We start from the raw sequence: 15,919 nt of genomic DNA, 5'->3' as shown, positions 1-15,919 counted from the left end.
GATTTGTCAACACCCAGAGAAGAAACAGGCCTCTGACCTGCGGAAACACTGTGCCCGAGGTGGGACTCGAACCCACACACCTTTCGATACCGCATTTTGAGTGCGGCGCGTCTGCCAATTCCGCCACTCGGGCGCGGATTACGTGGAGCCGAAGTACGCCCACAGCTGACTGTGAGCAACGCGATCGCTTCACGTACGCGGAATTACTCTACATGCAGATAGGCTGAATTCCAGAATCGCGCCGCCGTCGCCGCAAACGAACCCCTGCAAGCCAAGTACAGCCGCGGTGGCACCTAAGATAGTGATGTCCCGCCGTACCTTTTCAAGGAGATCCCGTGACTGAACAGACGGAGTCCAAGCCCACGTCCCAGCCGGCGCGCCGCGTCATTGTGGCAGAGGATGAAACCCTCATCCGCCTCGACATCATCGAGATCCTGCGCGGCGAAGGCTACGACGTCGTTGGCGAGGCGGACAACGGCGAGAAGGCCGTCCAGCTCGCCGAGGAACTGAAGCCGGACCTGGTCCTGATGGACGTGAAGATGCCCGTGATGGATGGCATCTCGGCGGCTGAGAAGATCGTCAAGGCCCGCATCGCCCCCGTGGTGCTGCTGACCGCCTTCAGCCAGAAGGAACTGGTGGAGCGTGCCCGCGACGCCGGCGCCATGGCCTACGTGGTCAAGCCGTTCACGCCTGCTGACCTGATCCCGGCCCTGGAGATCGCACTCTCCCGCCACGAGGAAATCAAGGCCCTCGAAAGCGAAGTGTCCGACCTCCAGGAGCAGTTCGCCACCCGCAAGCTCGTCGAACGCGCCAAGAGCCTGCTGACCACCAAGATGGGCCTGACGGAACCGGAAGCCTTCCGCTGGATCCAGAAGACCTCCATGGACCGCCGCCTCAGCATGCGCGAGGTCGCCGAAACCATCATCAACCAGGTCAACTGACGCCCCGGCCGGGCCCGGCGGGATTACGACGACGGCCCGGCCACAAGCCGCAAACGGTCACCAAAAAGCCAACACAACGAAAAGGACCCCTGCCAGCCGGCAGGGGTCCTTTTCGTTGAAGCCTAGCCCTGTGCGGCCTGGTTCTTCTTCTTCTTCTCCGGCCAGGGGCCGAGCTTCTCGCGGTTGCTGCCGGGCTCGCCGCCCTGGCTGCCGGCATCGGCGAGGTCGCCCACCTTGTGGACCTTCAGCATGTTCGTGGAGCCGGCTTTTCCGGGAGGGGAACCGGCGGCAATGACCACCAGGTCGCCGTCGTCCACCAGGTCCATTTCCAGCAGGCTGCGGTCAACCTGGGACGTCATCTCATCGGTGTGCCCCACCATGGGGACCAGCACCGGCTGGATGCCCCAGGTCAGTGCCAGCTGGTTCCACACGTGCTCCACCGGGGTGAAGGCGAACACGGCCTTGATGGGCCGCAGGCGGGAGAGGCGCCGGGCGGAGTCGCCGGACTGGGTGAAGGTACAGATGTACTTCGCATCCAGCTGGTCGGCGATTTCGACGGCGGCACGCGTGATGGCACCACCACGGGTCTTGGGCTTGGTCCCCAGCGGGGGAACGCGCTCCAGGCCGTGGACTTCGGTGGACTCGATGATCCGGGCCATGGTCTTGACCGTCTCGATGGGGTACTTGCCCACGCTGGTCTCGCCGGACAGCATGACAGCGTCGGCACCGTCGAGGACAGCGTTGGCGCAGTCGGACGCCTCTGCACGGGTGGGGCGCGGGTTGTCGATCATGGATTCCAGGACCTGGGTGGCCACGATGACCGGCTTCGCCCAGCGGCGTGCCAGTTCGACGGCGCGCTTCTGGACGATCGGCACTTCCTCCAGCGGCAGTTCCACGCCGAGGTCGCCACGGGCCACCATGATGGCGTCGAACGCGTCGATGATCTCGGGCAGCTGCTCCACGGCCTGCGGCTTCTCGATCTTGGCGATGACGGGCACGCGGCGGCCTTCCTCGTCCATGATCTCGTGCACGCGGGTAATGTCCGAGGCGTCGCGGACAAACGAGAGCGCCACCAGGTCCACGCCGCGGCGGATGGCCCAGCGGAGGTCATCCTCGTCTTTTTCACTCAGCGCGGGGACGTTGACGGCCACGCCGGGGAGGTTGATGCCCTTGTTGTTTGACACCATGCCACCGACGGTTACCTCGGCGACCACCTTGACGTCGTCGACCTCGATGGCGCGAAGTGCCACCTTGCCGTCGTCGATCAGCAGGGCGTCGCCCACGTTGACGTCCTCGGTGAGGCTCTTCAGCGTGGTGGAGCAGATGTCCTTGGTGCCGGGAACATCCTCGGTGGTGATGGTGAAGATGTCGCCAACAGCGAGGGCGTGCGGGCCGTCAACGAAACGGCCCAGGCGGATCTTGGGACCCTGCAGGTCGGCCATGATGGCCACTGCCTTGCTCAGGTCGGACGCGGCCTTGCGGACGTTCTCGTAGGTGTTGTCATGCACGGTGTAGTCACCGTGGCTCATGTTCATGCGGGCGACGTCAACGCCGGCCTCCAGCACCGCGAGGGTGTTTTCGTAGCTGGCAATTGCCGGGCCAAACGTAGCCACAATTTTTGCGCGTCTCATATACCTACCCTATTGGTCTCTTGCATTGGTTAAGTTGTCTGCGAGGTGAACCCTCGATGCATCCCCCGGGACAGCGGTCAGAGGACGGCGATGGCGCGGTCCGTCGGCGCGACGGGTGCAGGAAGGATGGTGCTTCCCATCAGGTACTTGTCCACAGCGGCTGCGGCGGCGCGGCCCTCGGCAATGGCCCACACAATCAGGGACTGCCCGCGCCCGGCGTCACCGGCAACGAAGACGCCCTCGGTGTTGGTCATGTAGTAGCCATCGCGCGCCACGTTGCCGCGGCCGTCGAATTCGGCGTGCACCTGTTCGGTGATCCCGGCAGGTTCGGCGCCCGTGAAGCCGAGGGACAGGAACACCAGGTCCGCGGGAATAATCCGCTCGGTGCCGGCCTTCGGGAGCCGCTTGCCATCCACGAACTCCGTCTCGGCCACCTTCACCCCGGTGAGCTTGCCGTTTTCGCCAACGAACTCGACGGTGGAGGCGAGGTAGGTGCGTTCGCCGCCTTCCTCGTGTGCGCTGGCCATCTCGAAGAGGGTGGGGAACGTCGGCCACGGCTGGTGGCTGGCACGCTCTGCCGGCGGCTGCTTGCCGATGGCCAGGGTGGTAACGGACGCGGCGCCGTGCCGGTGCGCGGTGCCCAAGCAGTCGGCACCGGTATCGCCGCCACCCAGGATCACCACATGCTTGCCGTGGGCGTTGATCTGGTTCTCAATGGTTTCCCCGGCCACCGCGCGGTTCGCCGGCACCAGGTAGTCCATCGCGAAGTGGACGCCGTCCAGGTCGCGGCCCGGGATGGGCAGGTCACGCGGAACGGTGGCACCCGTGCACACCACGACGGCGTCATAGCGCCTGCGCAGCTGCTCCCAGGTAACGTCGGTGCCCACGGACACGCCGGTCCGGAAGCGGGTGCCTTCCGCCTTCATCTGCTCGACGCGGCGGTCCACCTGCTCTTTTTCCATCTTGAAGTCGGGGATGCCGTACCGCAGCAGGCCGCCGATCTTGTCGTCCCGCTCATAGACGGCAACGGTGTGGCCCACGCGGGTGAGCTGCTGGGCGACGGCCAGGCCGGCGGGGCCGGAGCCGACCACCGCAACAGTCTTGCCGGTGAGGCGCGCCGGCGGCAGCGGATTGACCCAGCCGTTGTCCCAGGCCTCATCGATGATCGAAACTTCCACCTGCTTGATGGTGACGGCGGGCTGGTTGATCCCCAGCACGCAGGACGCCTCGCAGGGCGCCGGGCAGAGCCGTCCGGTGAACTCAGGGAAGTTGTTCGTGGCGTGCAGGCGCTCGATTGCTTCATCGCCCTTGTCCCGCCACATGAGGTCGTTCCACTCGGGGATGAGGTTGCCCAGCGGGCAGCCCTGGTGGCAGAACGGGACACCACAGTCCATGCAGCGTCCGGCCTGGGCTTTCAGCGTGCCCTTTTCCTGCGCCTCGTAGACCTCTTTCCAGTCCATGATGCGGACGGGAACGGGGCGGCGTGGCTGGGTTTCACGCTGGCGTACTTTCAGAAATCCGCGTGGATCAGCCACCGGTAACCTCCAGGATTCGAGACCATACTTCTTCGCCGTCGGGGTCAAGGCCCTCTTCGATGGCGTCGAGACGGGTTTGCAGCACGGCCGCGTAGTCGCGCGGCAGCACCTTGGTGATGCGGGCGGCCGTGTCATCGAAGTTCTCAAGGAGGCGTGCCGCCAGCTGGGAGTCAGTTTCTTCCACGTGCTTGACCAGCAGGCCGTGGACGATGTCGCGGTCCTCGGAGTCCAGCTCGCGCAGCTGCAGTTCGCCGGACTCCAGCGCCTGCTTGTTGACGCGGGTGGTCCGCAGGTCCAGGACGTAGGCGGTACCGCCGGACATGCCCGCGCCGAAGTTGCGGCCCGTGCGTCCGATGATCAGCGTCTGGCCGCCGGTCATGTATTCACAGCCGTGGTCACCGATGCCTTCGACGACGGCGGTGGCACCGGAGTTGCGGACCAGGAAGCGTTCGCCCACCTGGCCGCGCAGGAACATCTCACCACTGGTGGCGCCATAGCCGATCACGTTGCCGGCGATGACGTTGGTCTCCGCCTTGAACACGTTGGTCCGGTCCGGGCGGACGATGATCCGGCCGCCGGACAGGCCCTTGCCCACGTAGTCGTTCGAGTCGCCGTACAGCCGCAGCGTGATGCCCGCGGGCAGGAAGGCGCCCAGGGACTGGCCCGCGGTGCCGTTCAGCGTGACGTCGATGGTGTCCGTGGCCAGGACATCGGTACCAAAGGTCTTGGTGACCACGTGGCCCAGCATGGTGCCCACCGAACGGTCGGTGTTGATGACGTCCACGGTGATCTTCACCGGGCTGCGGTCCGTCAGCGCCTCGGTGGCCATGGTGATCAGGCGCTGGTCGAAGTGCTTGTCCAGTTCGTGGTTCTGGCCGGTCATGTTGCGCAGCGGCGCGTCGTCGTCGAACTCCAGGCCGTGCAGGATCGGGTCCAGGTCCAGGCCGTCGGCCTTCCAGTGGTCCACCGCGTCGCGGGTGTCCAGGACCTCGGCGTGGCCGATCGCCTCCTCGAGGCTCCGGAACCCGAGCTCGGCCAGGATTTCGCGGACTTCCTCGGCAAGGAACTCGAAGAAGTTGACCACGAACTCCGGCTTGCCGCTGAAGCGGGCCCGCAGCTCGGGGTTCTGCGTGGCGACGCCGACCGGGCAGGTGTCCAGGTGGCAGACGCGCATCATGATGCAGCCTTCCACCACCAGCGGGGCAGTGGCGAAACCGAACTCCTCGCCGCCCAGCAGGGCAGCGATGACAACGTCGCGGCCGGTCTTGAGCTGGCCGTCCACCTGCACCACCACGCGGTCGCGCAGGCCGTTGAGCATGAGCGTCTGCTGGGTCTCGGCCAGGCCAAGCTCCCAGGGAACACCGGCATGCTTGAGCGAGTTCAGCGGCGAGGCGCCGGTGCCGCCGTCATGTCCGGAGACAAGGACGACGTCGGCCTTCGCCTTGGTCACGCCGGACGCCACGGTGCCGATCCCCACTTCGGAGACAAGCTTCACGTGGACACGGGCCGAGGGGTTGGCACGCTTGGCATCGTAGATGAGCTGCGCCAAGTCCTCGATCGAGTAGATGTCGTGGTGCGGGGGCGGGGAGATCAGCCCGACGCCGGGGGTCGAGTGTCGCGTGCGGGCAACCCACGGGTAGACCTTCTGCGCCATCAGCTGGCCGCCTTCACCGGGCTTGGCACCCTGCGCCATCTTGATCTGGATGTCGTCGGCGTTGGTCAGGTAGAGGCTGGTCACGCCGAAGCGGCCGGACGCGATCTGCTTGACCGCGGAGCGGCGCTTCGGGTCGAGCAGGCGGTCCACATCCTCGCCGCCTTCGCCGGTATTGGACTTGCCGCCCAACTGGTTCATGGCGATGGCCAGCGTCTCGTGGGCCTCCTGGGAGATGGAGCCGTAGCTCATCGCCCCGGTGGAGAACCGCTTGACGATGCTGGAGACGGGCTCCACTTCCTCAAGGGGAACAGACGGGCGCTCATTCTTGAACTTGAGCAGGCCGCGGAGGGTCATGAGGTTGGTGGACTGGTCGTCCACTCCCCTGGTGTACGCCTTGAAGATGTCGTAGCGGCGCTCACGCGTGGCGTGCTGCAGCCGGAAGACGGTCTCCGGGTTGAACAGGTGCGGCTCGCCGTCGCGGCGCCACTGGTACTCGCCGCCGCCCAAAAGCGGACGGTGCGGCTGTTCGATGCCGCCCTCCGGGTAGGCCATCTGGTGGCGGGCGGAGACCTCGGCAGCGATGACGTCCAGGCCCACGCCGCCCAGCTGGGAGTGCGTGCCGGCGAAGAATTCGTCCACCAGTTCCTGGCCCAGGCCCAGTGCCTCGAAGGTCTGGGCGCCGGTGTACGAGGCCACCGTGGAGATGCCCATCTTGGACATGATCTTCAGGACGCCCTTGCCCAGGCCCTTGATGAGGTTGTAGACGCCGTCCTGCGGGGTCACCCCGGTGACGTCGCCGGCCGCAATGAGCTGCTCCACGGATTCCATGGCCAGGTACGGGTTGACGGCGGAGGCGCCATAGCCGATCAGGACTGCAACGTGGTGGGTTTCGCGGACGTCGCCGGCTTCGACCACCAGGGCGGTCTTGGTGCGGTTGGCGCTGCGCAGCAGGTGGTGGTGCACGGCGCTGACCAGCAGCAGCGACGGGATGGGCGCCCACTGGGCGTTGGAGTCACGGTCGGACAGCACGATGTACTGGACACCGCGGTTGATCGCACCGGAGACCTGCTCGCAGATTTCGGTGAGGCGGGCGCGGAGCGCGTTCTCGCCGCCCTCAGGGCGGTACAGGCCGCGGACCTTCATGGCCACGCGGTTGCCGTCGGCGTCCTCGATGTTGGCGATCTTGGCGAGCTGGTCGTTGTTGATCACCGGGAAGGGCAGCTGGACCTGCGGCTGGCGGACCTGCTTGGTGTCCAGGAGGTTGCCGTTGGGTCCGATGGCGCAGGTCAGCGAGGTGACCAGTTCTTCACGGATGGCGTCCAGCGGCGGGTTGGTGACCTGCGCGAAGGACTGCACGAAGTAGTCGAAGAGCAGGCGCGGGCGCTTGGACAGCACAGCCACCGGGGTATCGGAACCCATGGCACCCAGGGGTTCGGCGCCGGTGCGGGCCATGGGGCCCAGCAGGATCTTCAGTTCCTCGGTGGTGTAGCCGAAGGTGCGCTGGCGGATGTTGACGGACGCGGCGGTGTGCACCACGTGCTCGCGCTCGGGCAGGTCGTTGAGGTCGATCAGGTTGTCCTTGACCCACTCGGCCCACGGGTTGGCCGCGGCCACTTCGGCCTTGACCTCTTCGTCGTCAATGATGCGGCCGGCCTCGGTGTCCACCAGGAACATCTTGCCCGGGGACACACGGCCCTTCTTGACCACCTTGGAGGGTTCGACGTCGATCACGCCCACCTCGGAGGCGAAGACGATCAGCCCGTCCTCGGTGATCCAGAAGCGGCCGGGACGCAGTCCGTTGCGGTCCAGGGTGGCGCCCACCAGGTTGCCGTCGGTGAAGGAGACGGCGGCGGGGCCGTCCCAGGGTTCCATCAGCAGCGAGTGGTACTCGTAGAAGGCGCGGCGGGCCGGATCCATGGTGGCGTGGTTTTCCCAGGCCTCAGGGATCATCATCATGATCGAGTGCGTGATGGGGCGGCCGGACAGCCACAGGAGTTCCGCTACCTCGTCAAAGGAGGCCGAGTCGGAGGCGCCGGGGGTGCAGATGGGGTACAGCTCTTCCGGCGAGTCACCCAGCAGCGGGTTGGCAAGCTGGGACTGGCGTGCGCGCATCCAGTTCCGGTTGCCCTTGACGGTGTTGATTTCACCGTTGTGGGCGATGGTCCGGAACGGCTGCGCGAGTGGCCAGGACGGGAAGGTGTTGGTGGAGAAGCGCGAGTGGACGATCGCGAGCTTGGTCTTGAAGCGCTTGTCTGACAGGTCCGGGTAGAACGGCTCCAGCTGGGCGGTGGTCAGCATGCCCTTGTAGACGATGGTGCGCGAGGACAGCGACGGGAAGTACACGCCGAACTTGTTCTGGGCGCGCTTGCGGATCCGCCAGGCGCGGGAGTCCAGTTCGTTGCGGTCGAGTTCCTCACCGTTGGCGGATGCGAGGAAGGGCTGGGAGAAGTAAGGCATGCAGGCCCGGGCCATGGCGCCCACGAGGTCGGCGACTACCGGCACTTCGCGCCATCCGAGGACCTTCAGGCCCTCGTCGGCGGCCAGTCCCTCGATGCCTGCCTTGGCGGCGTCGGCCTCCCGCTGCTCGGCAGGAAGGAACGCGGTGCCGGCAACGTACTGGCCTGGGGCCGGCAGCTCGAACTCGGTGACGGCCCGGAAGAACTCGTCGGGGATCTGCATGAGCAGGCCCGCGCCGTCGCCGGTTCCCTCGTCGGCGCCCACGGCGCCGCGGTGCTCAAGGTTGCGCAGCGCGGTGAGGGCGGCATCGACGATGTCGTACCCGGGTTCGCCGCGAAGGGTGGCGATGATGGCGAGGCCGCACGCGTCCTTTTCCTGTTCCGGGTTGTACAGCCCGGCGGCCTCCGGCATGGCGGCGAAGCGCTTGAACGGCGACAGGGCAGCCCCGGGCTGATCCGGTTCGGACCAGCTGGGAGTGTTAAGAGTTTGGGTCATGGGAGACGTCCTTCCTCCTGATCGTGCGTATGGAAGGGACACCGTTGGCCCCACTCGTCGGCGCCGTTGCAAGGGCACAACAAAGTGTTGATTACTGGAAATTGTAGGTCAGCGCAGCCTGCTGAACTAACGGTTACGCAGGCCCCTGCCCGGGGCAACACCGGACAGCAGCTTCACGCTGTACGGACGGTGCCCCATGCCACGACGTTGTGGTTTCGGGCTCTTCGAGCGGTGGCTCTACTGCCCTGCCTGGCCGGCGCCCTACTTGCCGGTGCCGGCCTCCGGTGCGGGTTCCGTGGCTGTGCTGCCGGAGTGTCCGGCAGCCGTCGCATCCGCTCCGGGCTTTGGGCCGGCCGGTGCCGCCGCGGCTTCTTCCGTGGGGTCGGAAGCATGCCTGGAACCGCTGTGGTTATCAGGGAGATTACCACGCGAATCACTATCTGAGACAACAGTGTCCGGATCACGGACCTCTGTGACTGTCCCGGCATGTGGTCCCGTTGTCACGGCCTTGTCCGGTTCACGGCCGGCGAGGTACACGGTGTCCGGGTCCGGCCGGCCCTTGAGGCCGAGCAGGATGAAGGCGGCCAGGGCTGCCAGGAACACGAAGATGCTGGTCCACACATTGAGCCTGGTGGTGATGCCGAAGATGCTGATCTGCTCAGCATCGTCGATGCGCATCGCTTCAATCCAGACGCGGCCCAGCGTGTAGTACATGGCGTACAGCCAGAAGAGCCTGCTCCGGCGGAAGTTGAAGCGCCGGTCCAGGGCGAGCAGGATCAGGACGCCGGCCAGGTTCCACAGCGACTCGTAGAGGAACGTGGGGTGGAAGAGGGTGTCGGCGGGCATGCCGGCCGGAAAGTTGGGGTTGTCCGCGTCGATTTGCAGACCCCACGGCAGGGTGGTGGGGCCGCCGAAGAGTTCCTGGTTGAAGTAGTTGCCCCACCGGCCAATGGCCTGTGCCAGGAGCAGGCCCGGCGCTGCGGCATCGACGAAGGCGCTCAGCTTGACGCCGCTGCGGCGGCACCCGATCCAGGCACCCACCGCACCGAGCACGACGGCGCCCCAGATTCCCAGCCCGCCCCGTTGGATCTGCGGGATCAGGGAAAGGTCTCCGGTGCCGTCGAAGCCGGGGCCGAAGTAGGCGTCCGGTGATGAGACCACGTGGTACAGCCGGCCCCCGATGATGCCAAAGGGGATGGCCCAGATGACGATGTCCCAGACGCTGCCTTCAGGCGCACCACGCTTGGCCCAGCGGACGGACGTCAGCCAAAGGCCTACGACGATGCCGGCCAGGATGCACAACGCGTAGGCGTGGATCCGCAGGCTGCCCCACGGGAGGGGGATGTCGAAGCCGGACCAGTCCGGGCTGGGGATGCTGGCGGACACCAACGTGGGTGCCAGGGCGGTTGCCTGAAGGAGCGGCTGCACGGCTACGCCCCGGTTTCCTGCGTGAGGCCCGATTCCCGGGCCAGCCCCGTGGCGAGGTCCTTGGTGAGGGCGCCGACGGCGTCCACTCCCCCGTCGCGGAGGGCGGCCACCAATGCCGTGCCCACGATGACGCCTTCGGCGTAGGCTGCGATTTCGCGGACCTGGTCCGCGGTGGAGACGCCAAGGCCAACGCAGACGCGTTCGGCGCCTGCACCGTGCGCGGCTGCCACAACATCCTTGGCGGCCGTGCTGACGGATGTCCGTGCGCCCGTGACGCCCATGATGGACACGGCGTAGACGAAGCCGCGGCTCGCGTCCACGGTGCGCTGCATGCGCTCCGGCGTGGAGGACGGTGCCACCAGGAACACCCGGTCCAGGCCATACTTGTCAGAGGCTGCCATCCACTCGGCGGCCTCGTCCGGAATGAGGTCCGGGGTGATGAGCCCGGCGCCACCGGCTTCGGCGAGCCGGCGCGAGAACTCATCCACGCCCATGCGGACCACGGGGTTCCAGTAGGTCATGACCAAGACGGCGGCGTCGGTCCTGCTGGTGATGCCGGCGACGACGTCGAAGACCTGGCTGACGTGGAAGCCCTTGGCCAGGGCCTCGGTGGTGGCGGCCTGGATGACCTGGCCGTCCATGACCGGATCGGAGTAGGGGATGCCGATTTCGATCAGGTCGGCTCCGTTCTCCGCCAGGGCGATGCCTGCGGCGATGGTTTCCTCCACGCTGGGGTAGCCGGCGGGAAGGTAGCCGATGAGCGCCGAACGCCCCTGGGAACGGGCCCGGTCGATCGCTGCTGCCGACTTGCTGGCCGTCTCTGCCTGGTTGGCGATGTCTGCGCTGCTCACAGCTGCTCCCCCTCTTTGCCGATTTCCGATTCGGCAGAATTTTTGTCCAACAGGTCAAACCATTCGGCGGCGGTGGCTACGTCCTTGTCACCGCGTCCGGAAAGGTTGACGATGATGATCTTTTCGGCGGCGGAAGCGGCATCCTCGGCGGCAAGCCGCTGGCCCACCTTGATGGCTCCGGCCAGCGCATGCGAGGACTCGATGGCGGGGATGATGCCTTCGGTGCGGCACAGGAGCCGGAAGGCGTCCATCGCTTCGCCGTCGGTGATGGGCTCGTAGCTGACCCGCCCGATGTCGGCCAGGTAGGAGTGCTCCGGGCCGACCCCGGGGTAGTCCAGTCCGGCGGAGATGGAGTGCGACTCGATGGTCTGCCCATCGTCGTCCTGCATCAGGTAGGACCGTGCGCCATGGAGGACCCCGGGCTTGCCCAGGGTAATGGTCGCGGCGTGCCGGCCTGTCTCCACACCTTCGCCGCCGGCCTCGAACCCGTAGATCTTCACGCTGGGATCATCCAGGAACCCGTGGAAGATGCCGATGGCGTTGGAGCCGCCGCCAATGCAGGCGCAGACAGCGTCCGGGAGCCGGCCCTCCTGCTCGAGGATCTGGGCGCGGGCTTCCTCGCCGATGACCTCATGGAAGTAGCGGACCATGGCGGGGAACGGATGGGCTCCGGCGGCCGTGCCCAGCAGGTAGTGGGTGGTGGAAACGTTGGCTACCCAGTCCCGGAGGGCATCGTTGATGGCGTCCTTGAGGGTCTGGGAGCCGCTGGTCACGGGAATGACCTTGGCCCCCAGCAGCTCCATGCGGGCAACGTTCAGCGCCTGGCGGCGGCAGTCCTCGGCACCCATGTACACCACGCACTCCAGGCCCATGAGGGCGGCAGCGGTGGCACTGGCCACGCCGTGCTGGCCGGCGCCGGTCTCGGCGATGATGCGGGTCTTGCCCATGCGCTTGGCGAGCAGCGCCTGGCCCAGGACGTTGTTGATCTTGTGCGAGCCCGTGTGGTTGAGGTCCTCGCGCTTGAGGAACACCCGCACTCCCCCGGCGTGCTGGGAGAACCGCTTGGCTTCCGTGAGCAGGGACGGGCGGCCGGAGTAGTTCTTGTTCAGGTCCGCGATCTGGGCCCGGAAGTCGGGGTCGTCCTTGGCCTTGTTGAAGGTCTCTTCAAGTTCGTCCAGGGCGGCGATGAGGGACTCGGGCATCCATCGGCCGCCGTAGTTGCCGAAGTACGGCCCCGGGGCGTGGCGGAGGGATCCCCCCTGCAGGAATGCTTCCGCGGTGGTGTTGTCAGCGTTTCCTGAGGGTGTTTCAGCCATCAGTCCTGTCCTGTTCGAAGTTGGTGGTCAAAAGTGTGCATTTCCGGTACCGGGCCGGAACGGGTGCCTGTCCTGCGGGGCAACGTACTGCTGCCCAGCAGGAGGCTGGATGGGGTGTGCCTTAGCTGCGGGCAGCGATGGCGGCGGCGCCGGCGGCAGTGAACTCGGCGATGCGTTCCCGCGGCGTGGCGTGGCTTACCAGGGCCTCGCCCACCAGTATGGCGTTGGCGCCGCTGGCGGCGTAGTGCGTGACGTCGTCCGCGTCGCGGACGCCTGATTCGGCAACCACGACAGCTTCGGCGGGGATCATTCCTGCCAGTGAGGCAAAAACGGAACGGTCGACGTCGAGCGTCTTCAGGTTGCGTACGTTGACGCCGATGATCCGGGCGTTGGCCGCGATGGCCCGCTCGATTTCTTCCTCCGTGTGCGTCTCCACCAGCACGTTCATGCCGAGCTCGCGGCTGAGGGCGCTGAACTCGGTGAGCTGCGCGTCGGAAAGCGCGGCCACGATGAGCAGGATGAGGTCGGCACCGTGGGCACGGGCCTCCCATATCTGGTACTCGTCGAGCGTGAAGTCCTTGCGCAGCAGCGGGATGTCGACGGCGGCGCGCACGGCGTCGAGGTCGGCCAGGGACCCGTTGAAGCGGCGCTGTTCGGTGAGGACGCTGATGACGGAGGCACCGCCGTCGGCGTACTGCCGGGCGAGCGACGCCGGATCCCCGATGCTGGCGAGATCGCCCTTGGAGGGGCTGCGGCGCTTGATTTCGGCGATGACTTTCAGCTGTTCCCGGGTTGGGGAGGTTCCGCCGAGGGCCGCCCATGCGTCGCGGGCGGGTGCCGCTGCCTGGACCAGGTCCTTCAGCTCAGCCAGGGAAACGAGCCGCTTCCTGGCCTCCATATCCTCCCTGACACCGGCGTTGATGTCGTCGAGAACAGTCGCCATCAGTGGCCGGAGTTCTTCAGCTTGCTGCCTTCGACGCCGTAGCCTGCCTTGCGCATGACGTAACCGAGGATCAGGCCGATGACCATGACAACGGCGCCGCCAATGAAGATGGGGGTGCTGGCGATAACGAAGGCGATGGCTGCGATGAGCGCGCCGACGAGCATGACGATGACGCAGGTCCATGCTGCCGGGCTGTTGCCGTGGCCCAGTTCCTGGCTGTGGTCAATGGCGCCCGGGGCGACCTGGCGGGTGCCGGACTTGGAAACGGACGCAGGTGCTTTGCTCATGGAAAATCTCCTCAGGGTGGATACTGCTTACATTCTGCCATTTTTTGGCCGCCGACCGCGTACCGCCGGGCCCGACGCCCGTGCCGGCGGTGGCGGCCGCAGGCCTTACGTTGGGTCCTCGCCGCGGGAAAGCCGGTCCCAGCTGTCAATCTCGTCCACTGGTCCCGCCGCTGCAGCGGTTCCCGCGGCGCCGGGCGCGTCATATTTGGTGCGCGTCTTCCAGTAACGGGACGCCGGCAGGATCAGGAGGGCTGCCAGCGCCAGCAGGCAGCCGGCGACGACGGCAAGTACCGGAAAGGGGGTGAGCTCCACGTGCGCCTGGCTGCCGGAGATCCCGGTGGCGCCTGCAATGGTTCCCTGCGCGGCCGAGAGCGGGTCGGCCAGGACCGTTGCCGCGGCGGTGACCACACCGGCTGAGGCCAGGACGATGATGGCGGTGATGACCCACCGTGCGATCCTGCCGGCGATGGCAGCTGCCAGTCCCCCGGCAAGGGCCACCAGGCCCAGGGCCGTGACGGTGGTGGCGGCCTTGCTGCCCTGCACCTGGATGGCACTTTGGGTGGCGGCAGCCTGGCCGACCTGGTTGGGGTCCAGGGTGGCAGTCATCCAGGTCTGGGTGGTGGTGCCGAAGGCGGCCAGCGCGAGGAGGGCGATCAGCATCACCAGCGTCGACTTGCGTGCCCACACCGGCGTGCCGCGGTTCTTCCGCGCCTTGCCTGCTTTGCCGGCCTTGCCCGCAGTTACTCCGGAATCCGGCATCAGGAGTCCGTCCCGCCTGGCAGGGATTCCGCCGAAATGTTGTGCAGCGATCCGGCGGTGTGGACTGCGCGCAGCGGGGCGGCGGCCTTGTTGACGGTTTCCATGGCCTCGGTGGGGTTCACCGAGTCCGCCACGATGCCGCCGCCGGCCTGGACGTAGGCGCGCCCTTCCCGGATCAGCGCCGACCTGATGGCGATGGCCATGTCCATGTCCCCGGCGAAGTCGAGGTAGCCCACCACGCCGCCGTAGATGCCGCGGCGGTGCGGTTCCAGCTCATCGAGCAGGCGCAGCGCCCTGGGCTTGGGGGCTCCGGAGAGCGTGCCGGCCGGGAACGTGGCCTTCAGGACGTCGTAAGCCTTGGCCTGCGGAGCGAGCTGCCCCACCACGGTGGATACCAGGTGCATGATGTGGCTGAAGCGCTCCACCTCCATGAACTGGGTGACATCCACCGTGCCGGCAACGCAGACCTTGGAGAGGTCGTTGCGGGACAGGTCCACCAGCATCAGGTGCTCGGCGCGTTCCTTCTGGTCCGCCAGCAGTTCCTCGGCCAGGGCCTTGTCCGCTTCGACCGTCTTGCCGCGGGGGCGGGAGCCGGCGATGGGGTGGGTGATGACTTCCTCGCCCGTGACCGTCACCAGCGCCTCCGGGGAGGACCCGACAATGGAGTATTCGCGGCCCTCGGCGTCTTCGAGGCTGAAAATGTACATGTACGGGCTGGGGTTGGTGTTGCGGAGCACGCGGTAGACGTCCAGGGCGGACGCCTTGCACTCCATCTCGAAGCGGCGCGAGATCACCACCTGGAAGACTTCGCCGTCAACGATGGCTTCCTTGCCGCGGTCCAGGGCTGCCAGGTATTCAGCTTCGTCCCAGCGCTCCTGGACGCTCGAGGCGAAGTCCAGGGCAGCAGGGGCCAGCACGGACACCGGCTGCACCACGGGGGCGCTGATCCTGGCCAGGAGTTCCTTGACCCGGGCCACGGCATCGTGCCAGGCCTCATCGACGCGCTCGGAGCTGTTGTCGAAGTTGATGGCATTGGCGATCAGCAGGACCGTGCCGTCAACGTTGTCGTGCACCGCCATGTCCGTGACCAGGTTCAGGGCCATCTCGGGCAGGTGCAGATCGTCCTCCGGCGGACTGACCAGCCGCTCCCAGTGCCGGACGGTTTCCCAGCCGAGGAAGCCCACCAGGCCGGAGGTGAACGGTGGCAGCCCCTCGAACCGGTCAGTGCGCAGGGCATCGATGGTGTCGCGGATGGCGTCCACCGGACTGCCGCTGACCGGCACCCCGGCGGGCGGCTCGCCGAGCCAGTGCGCCTGGCCGTCCTTGGTGGTCAGCGTGGCGCGGGATTTGGCACCGATGAAGGAGTAGCGTGACCAGGCTCCGCCCACGGCGGCCGATTCCATGAGGAAGGTGCCGGGCTGCCCCTGGGCCAGCTTCCGGTACAGGCCGATGGGGGTTTCGGCGTCGGCGAGGACCTTGAGCCGGACGGGAATGACGCGGCTGTGGCCGGCGAGTTCCCGGAACTCCTCAAGGCTTGGGCTGATGGTTCCGAGGTCCTGCATGGCTGTGCTTGTCCGCCTGTTCTTCAAAAAGGGCCGGCGTTGCCGGCACCTTGGTTGTGC

At 66.8% G+C, this 15,919-nt stretch carries 11 protein-coding genes and 1 tRNA gene; 1 reads left to right on the top strand and 11 read right to left on the bottom strand.

Going from position 1 to position 15,919, the window contains the following annotated elements; genetic code table 11:
• Positions 1–51: 51 nt before the first annotated feature.
• A tRNA-Leu gene (locus ACWRN3_RS11415) sits at positions 52–133 on the bottom strand.
• Positions 134–335: 202 nt separating this feature from the next.
• On the opposite strand from ACWRN3_RS11415, the gene ACWRN3_RS11410 reads away from it, so the two are divergent.
• Positions 336–941, top strand: a complete 606-nt coding sequence (locus tag ACWRN3_RS11410) for an ANTAR domain-containing response regulator (protein ID WP_009358190.1) — start codon at positions 336–338, stop codon at positions 939–941.
• Between the two features lie 122 nt (positions 942–1,063).
• Here the strand turns inward: ACWRN3_RS11410 and pyk are convergent, their stop codons facing one another.
• From pyk to ACWRN3_RS11360, 10 genes are all read right to left on the bottom strand, one after another.
• Complete coding sequence (gene pyk, locus ACWRN3_RS11405) at positions 1,064–2,572, bottom strand: pyruvate kinase (protein WP_255175230.1); 1,509 nt, start codon at positions 2,570–2,572, stop codon at positions 1,064–1,066.
• A gap of 77 nt (positions 2,573–2,649) precedes the next feature.
• Entirely contained in the window at positions 2,650–4,107 is a 1,458-nt protein-coding gene (locus ACWRN3_RS11400; protein ID WP_159632128.1) for a glutamate synthase subunit beta, read from the bottom strand.
• On the bottom strand, positions 4,100–8,713 hold the full coding sequence (gltB, locus tag ACWRN3_RS11395; RefSeq protein ID WP_324644833.1) for a glutamate synthase large subunit: 4,614 nt from the start codon (positions 8,711–8,713) through the stop codon (positions 4,100–4,102). Before gltB ends, ACWRN3_RS11400 begins: the two co-directional genes overlap by 8 nt.
• A 261-nt stretch (positions 8,714–8,974) precedes the next feature.
• Positions 8,975–10,141 carry a prolipoprotein diacylglyceryl transferase gene (gene lgt / locus ACWRN3_RS11390; RefSeq protein WP_476740707.1) on the bottom strand — a complete coding sequence of 389 codons (1,167 nt, stop codon included), beginning with the start codon at positions 10,139–10,141 and terminating at the stop codon, positions 8,975–8,977.
• Between the two features lie 2 nt (positions 10,142–10,143).
• Positions 10,144–10,992, bottom strand: a complete 849-nt coding sequence (gene trpA / locus ACWRN3_RS11385; RefSeq protein ID WP_324644831.1) for a tryptophan synthase subunit alpha — start codon at positions 10,990–10,992, stop codon at positions 10,144–10,146.
• Positions 10,989–12,308 carry a tryptophan synthase subunit beta gene (gene trpB / locus ACWRN3_RS11380; protein WP_476740706.1) on the bottom strand — a complete coding sequence of 440 codons (1,320 nt, stop codon included), beginning with the start codon at positions 12,306–12,308 and terminating at the stop codon, positions 10,989–10,991. The genes trpA and trpB overlap by 4 nt, the downstream gene beginning before the upstream one ends.
• Before the next feature lie 121 nt (positions 12,309–12,429).
• Positions 12,430–13,251: an indole-3-glycerol phosphate synthase TrpC gene (gene trpC, locus ACWRN3_RS11375; RefSeq protein ID WP_476740705.1), complete on the bottom strand. Its 822-nt coding sequence runs from the start codon at positions 13,249–13,251 to the stop codon at positions 12,430–12,432.
• The gene (locus tag ACWRN3_RS11370) at positions 13,251–13,538 is read right to left on the bottom strand and encodes an HGxxPAAW family protein (protein ID WP_141160741.1); all 288 of its coding nucleotides are present in this window, start codon (positions 13,536–13,538) and stop codon (positions 13,251–13,253) included. The genes trpC and ACWRN3_RS11370 overlap by 1 nt, the downstream gene beginning before the upstream one ends.
• Before the next feature lie 105 nt (positions 13,539–13,643).
• On the bottom strand, positions 13,644–14,297 hold the full coding sequence (locus ACWRN3_RS11365) for a Trp biosynthesis-associated membrane protein (RefSeq protein ID WP_476740704.1): 654 nt from the start codon (positions 14,295–14,297) through the stop codon (positions 13,644–13,646).
• The gene (locus ACWRN3_RS11360) at positions 14,297–15,859 is read right to left on the bottom strand and encodes an anthranilate synthase component I (RefSeq protein WP_476740703.1); all 1,563 of its coding nucleotides are present in this window, start codon (positions 15,857–15,859) and stop codon (positions 14,297–14,299) included. The genes ACWRN3_RS11365 and ACWRN3_RS11360 overlap by 1 nt, the downstream gene beginning before the upstream one ends.
• Positions 15,860–15,919: the final 60 nt, after the last annotated feature.

It is taken from the genome of Pseudarthrobacter sp. rb, from assembly GCF_056389225.1.
Note: the sequence above shows the minus strand (reverse complement) of the source record. Positions and strands in the feature narration are given on the sequence as shown.

Coding starts and splice junctions, on each gene's coding strand:
- pyk (WP_255175230.1), bottom strand. CDS start 2,572: ATGAGACGCGCAAAAATTGTGGCTACGTTTGGCCCGGCAATTGCCAGC.
- gltB (WP_324644833.1), bottom strand. CDS start 8,713: ATGACCCAAACTCTTAACACTCCCAGCTGGTCCGAACCGGATCAGCCC.
- trpB (WP_476740706.1), bottom strand. CDS start 12,308: ATGGCTGAAACACCCTCAGGAAACGCTGACAACACCACCGCGGAAGCA.
- trpC (WP_476740705.1), bottom strand. CDS start 13,251: ATGGCGACTGTTCTCGACGACATCAACGCCGGTGTCAGGGAGGATATG.
- ACWRN3_RS11370 (WP_141160741.1), bottom strand. CDS start 13,538: ATGAGCAAAGCACCTGCGTCCGTTTCCAAGTCCGGCACCCGCCAGGTC.
- ACWRN3_RS11365 (WP_476740704.1), bottom strand. CDS start 14,297: ATGCCGGATTCCGGAGTAACTGCGGGCAAGGCCGGCAAAGCAGGCAAG.
- ACWRN3_RS11360 (WP_476740703.1), bottom strand. CDS start 15,859: ATGCAGGACCTCGGAACCATCAGCCCAAGCCTTGAGGAGTTCCGGGAA.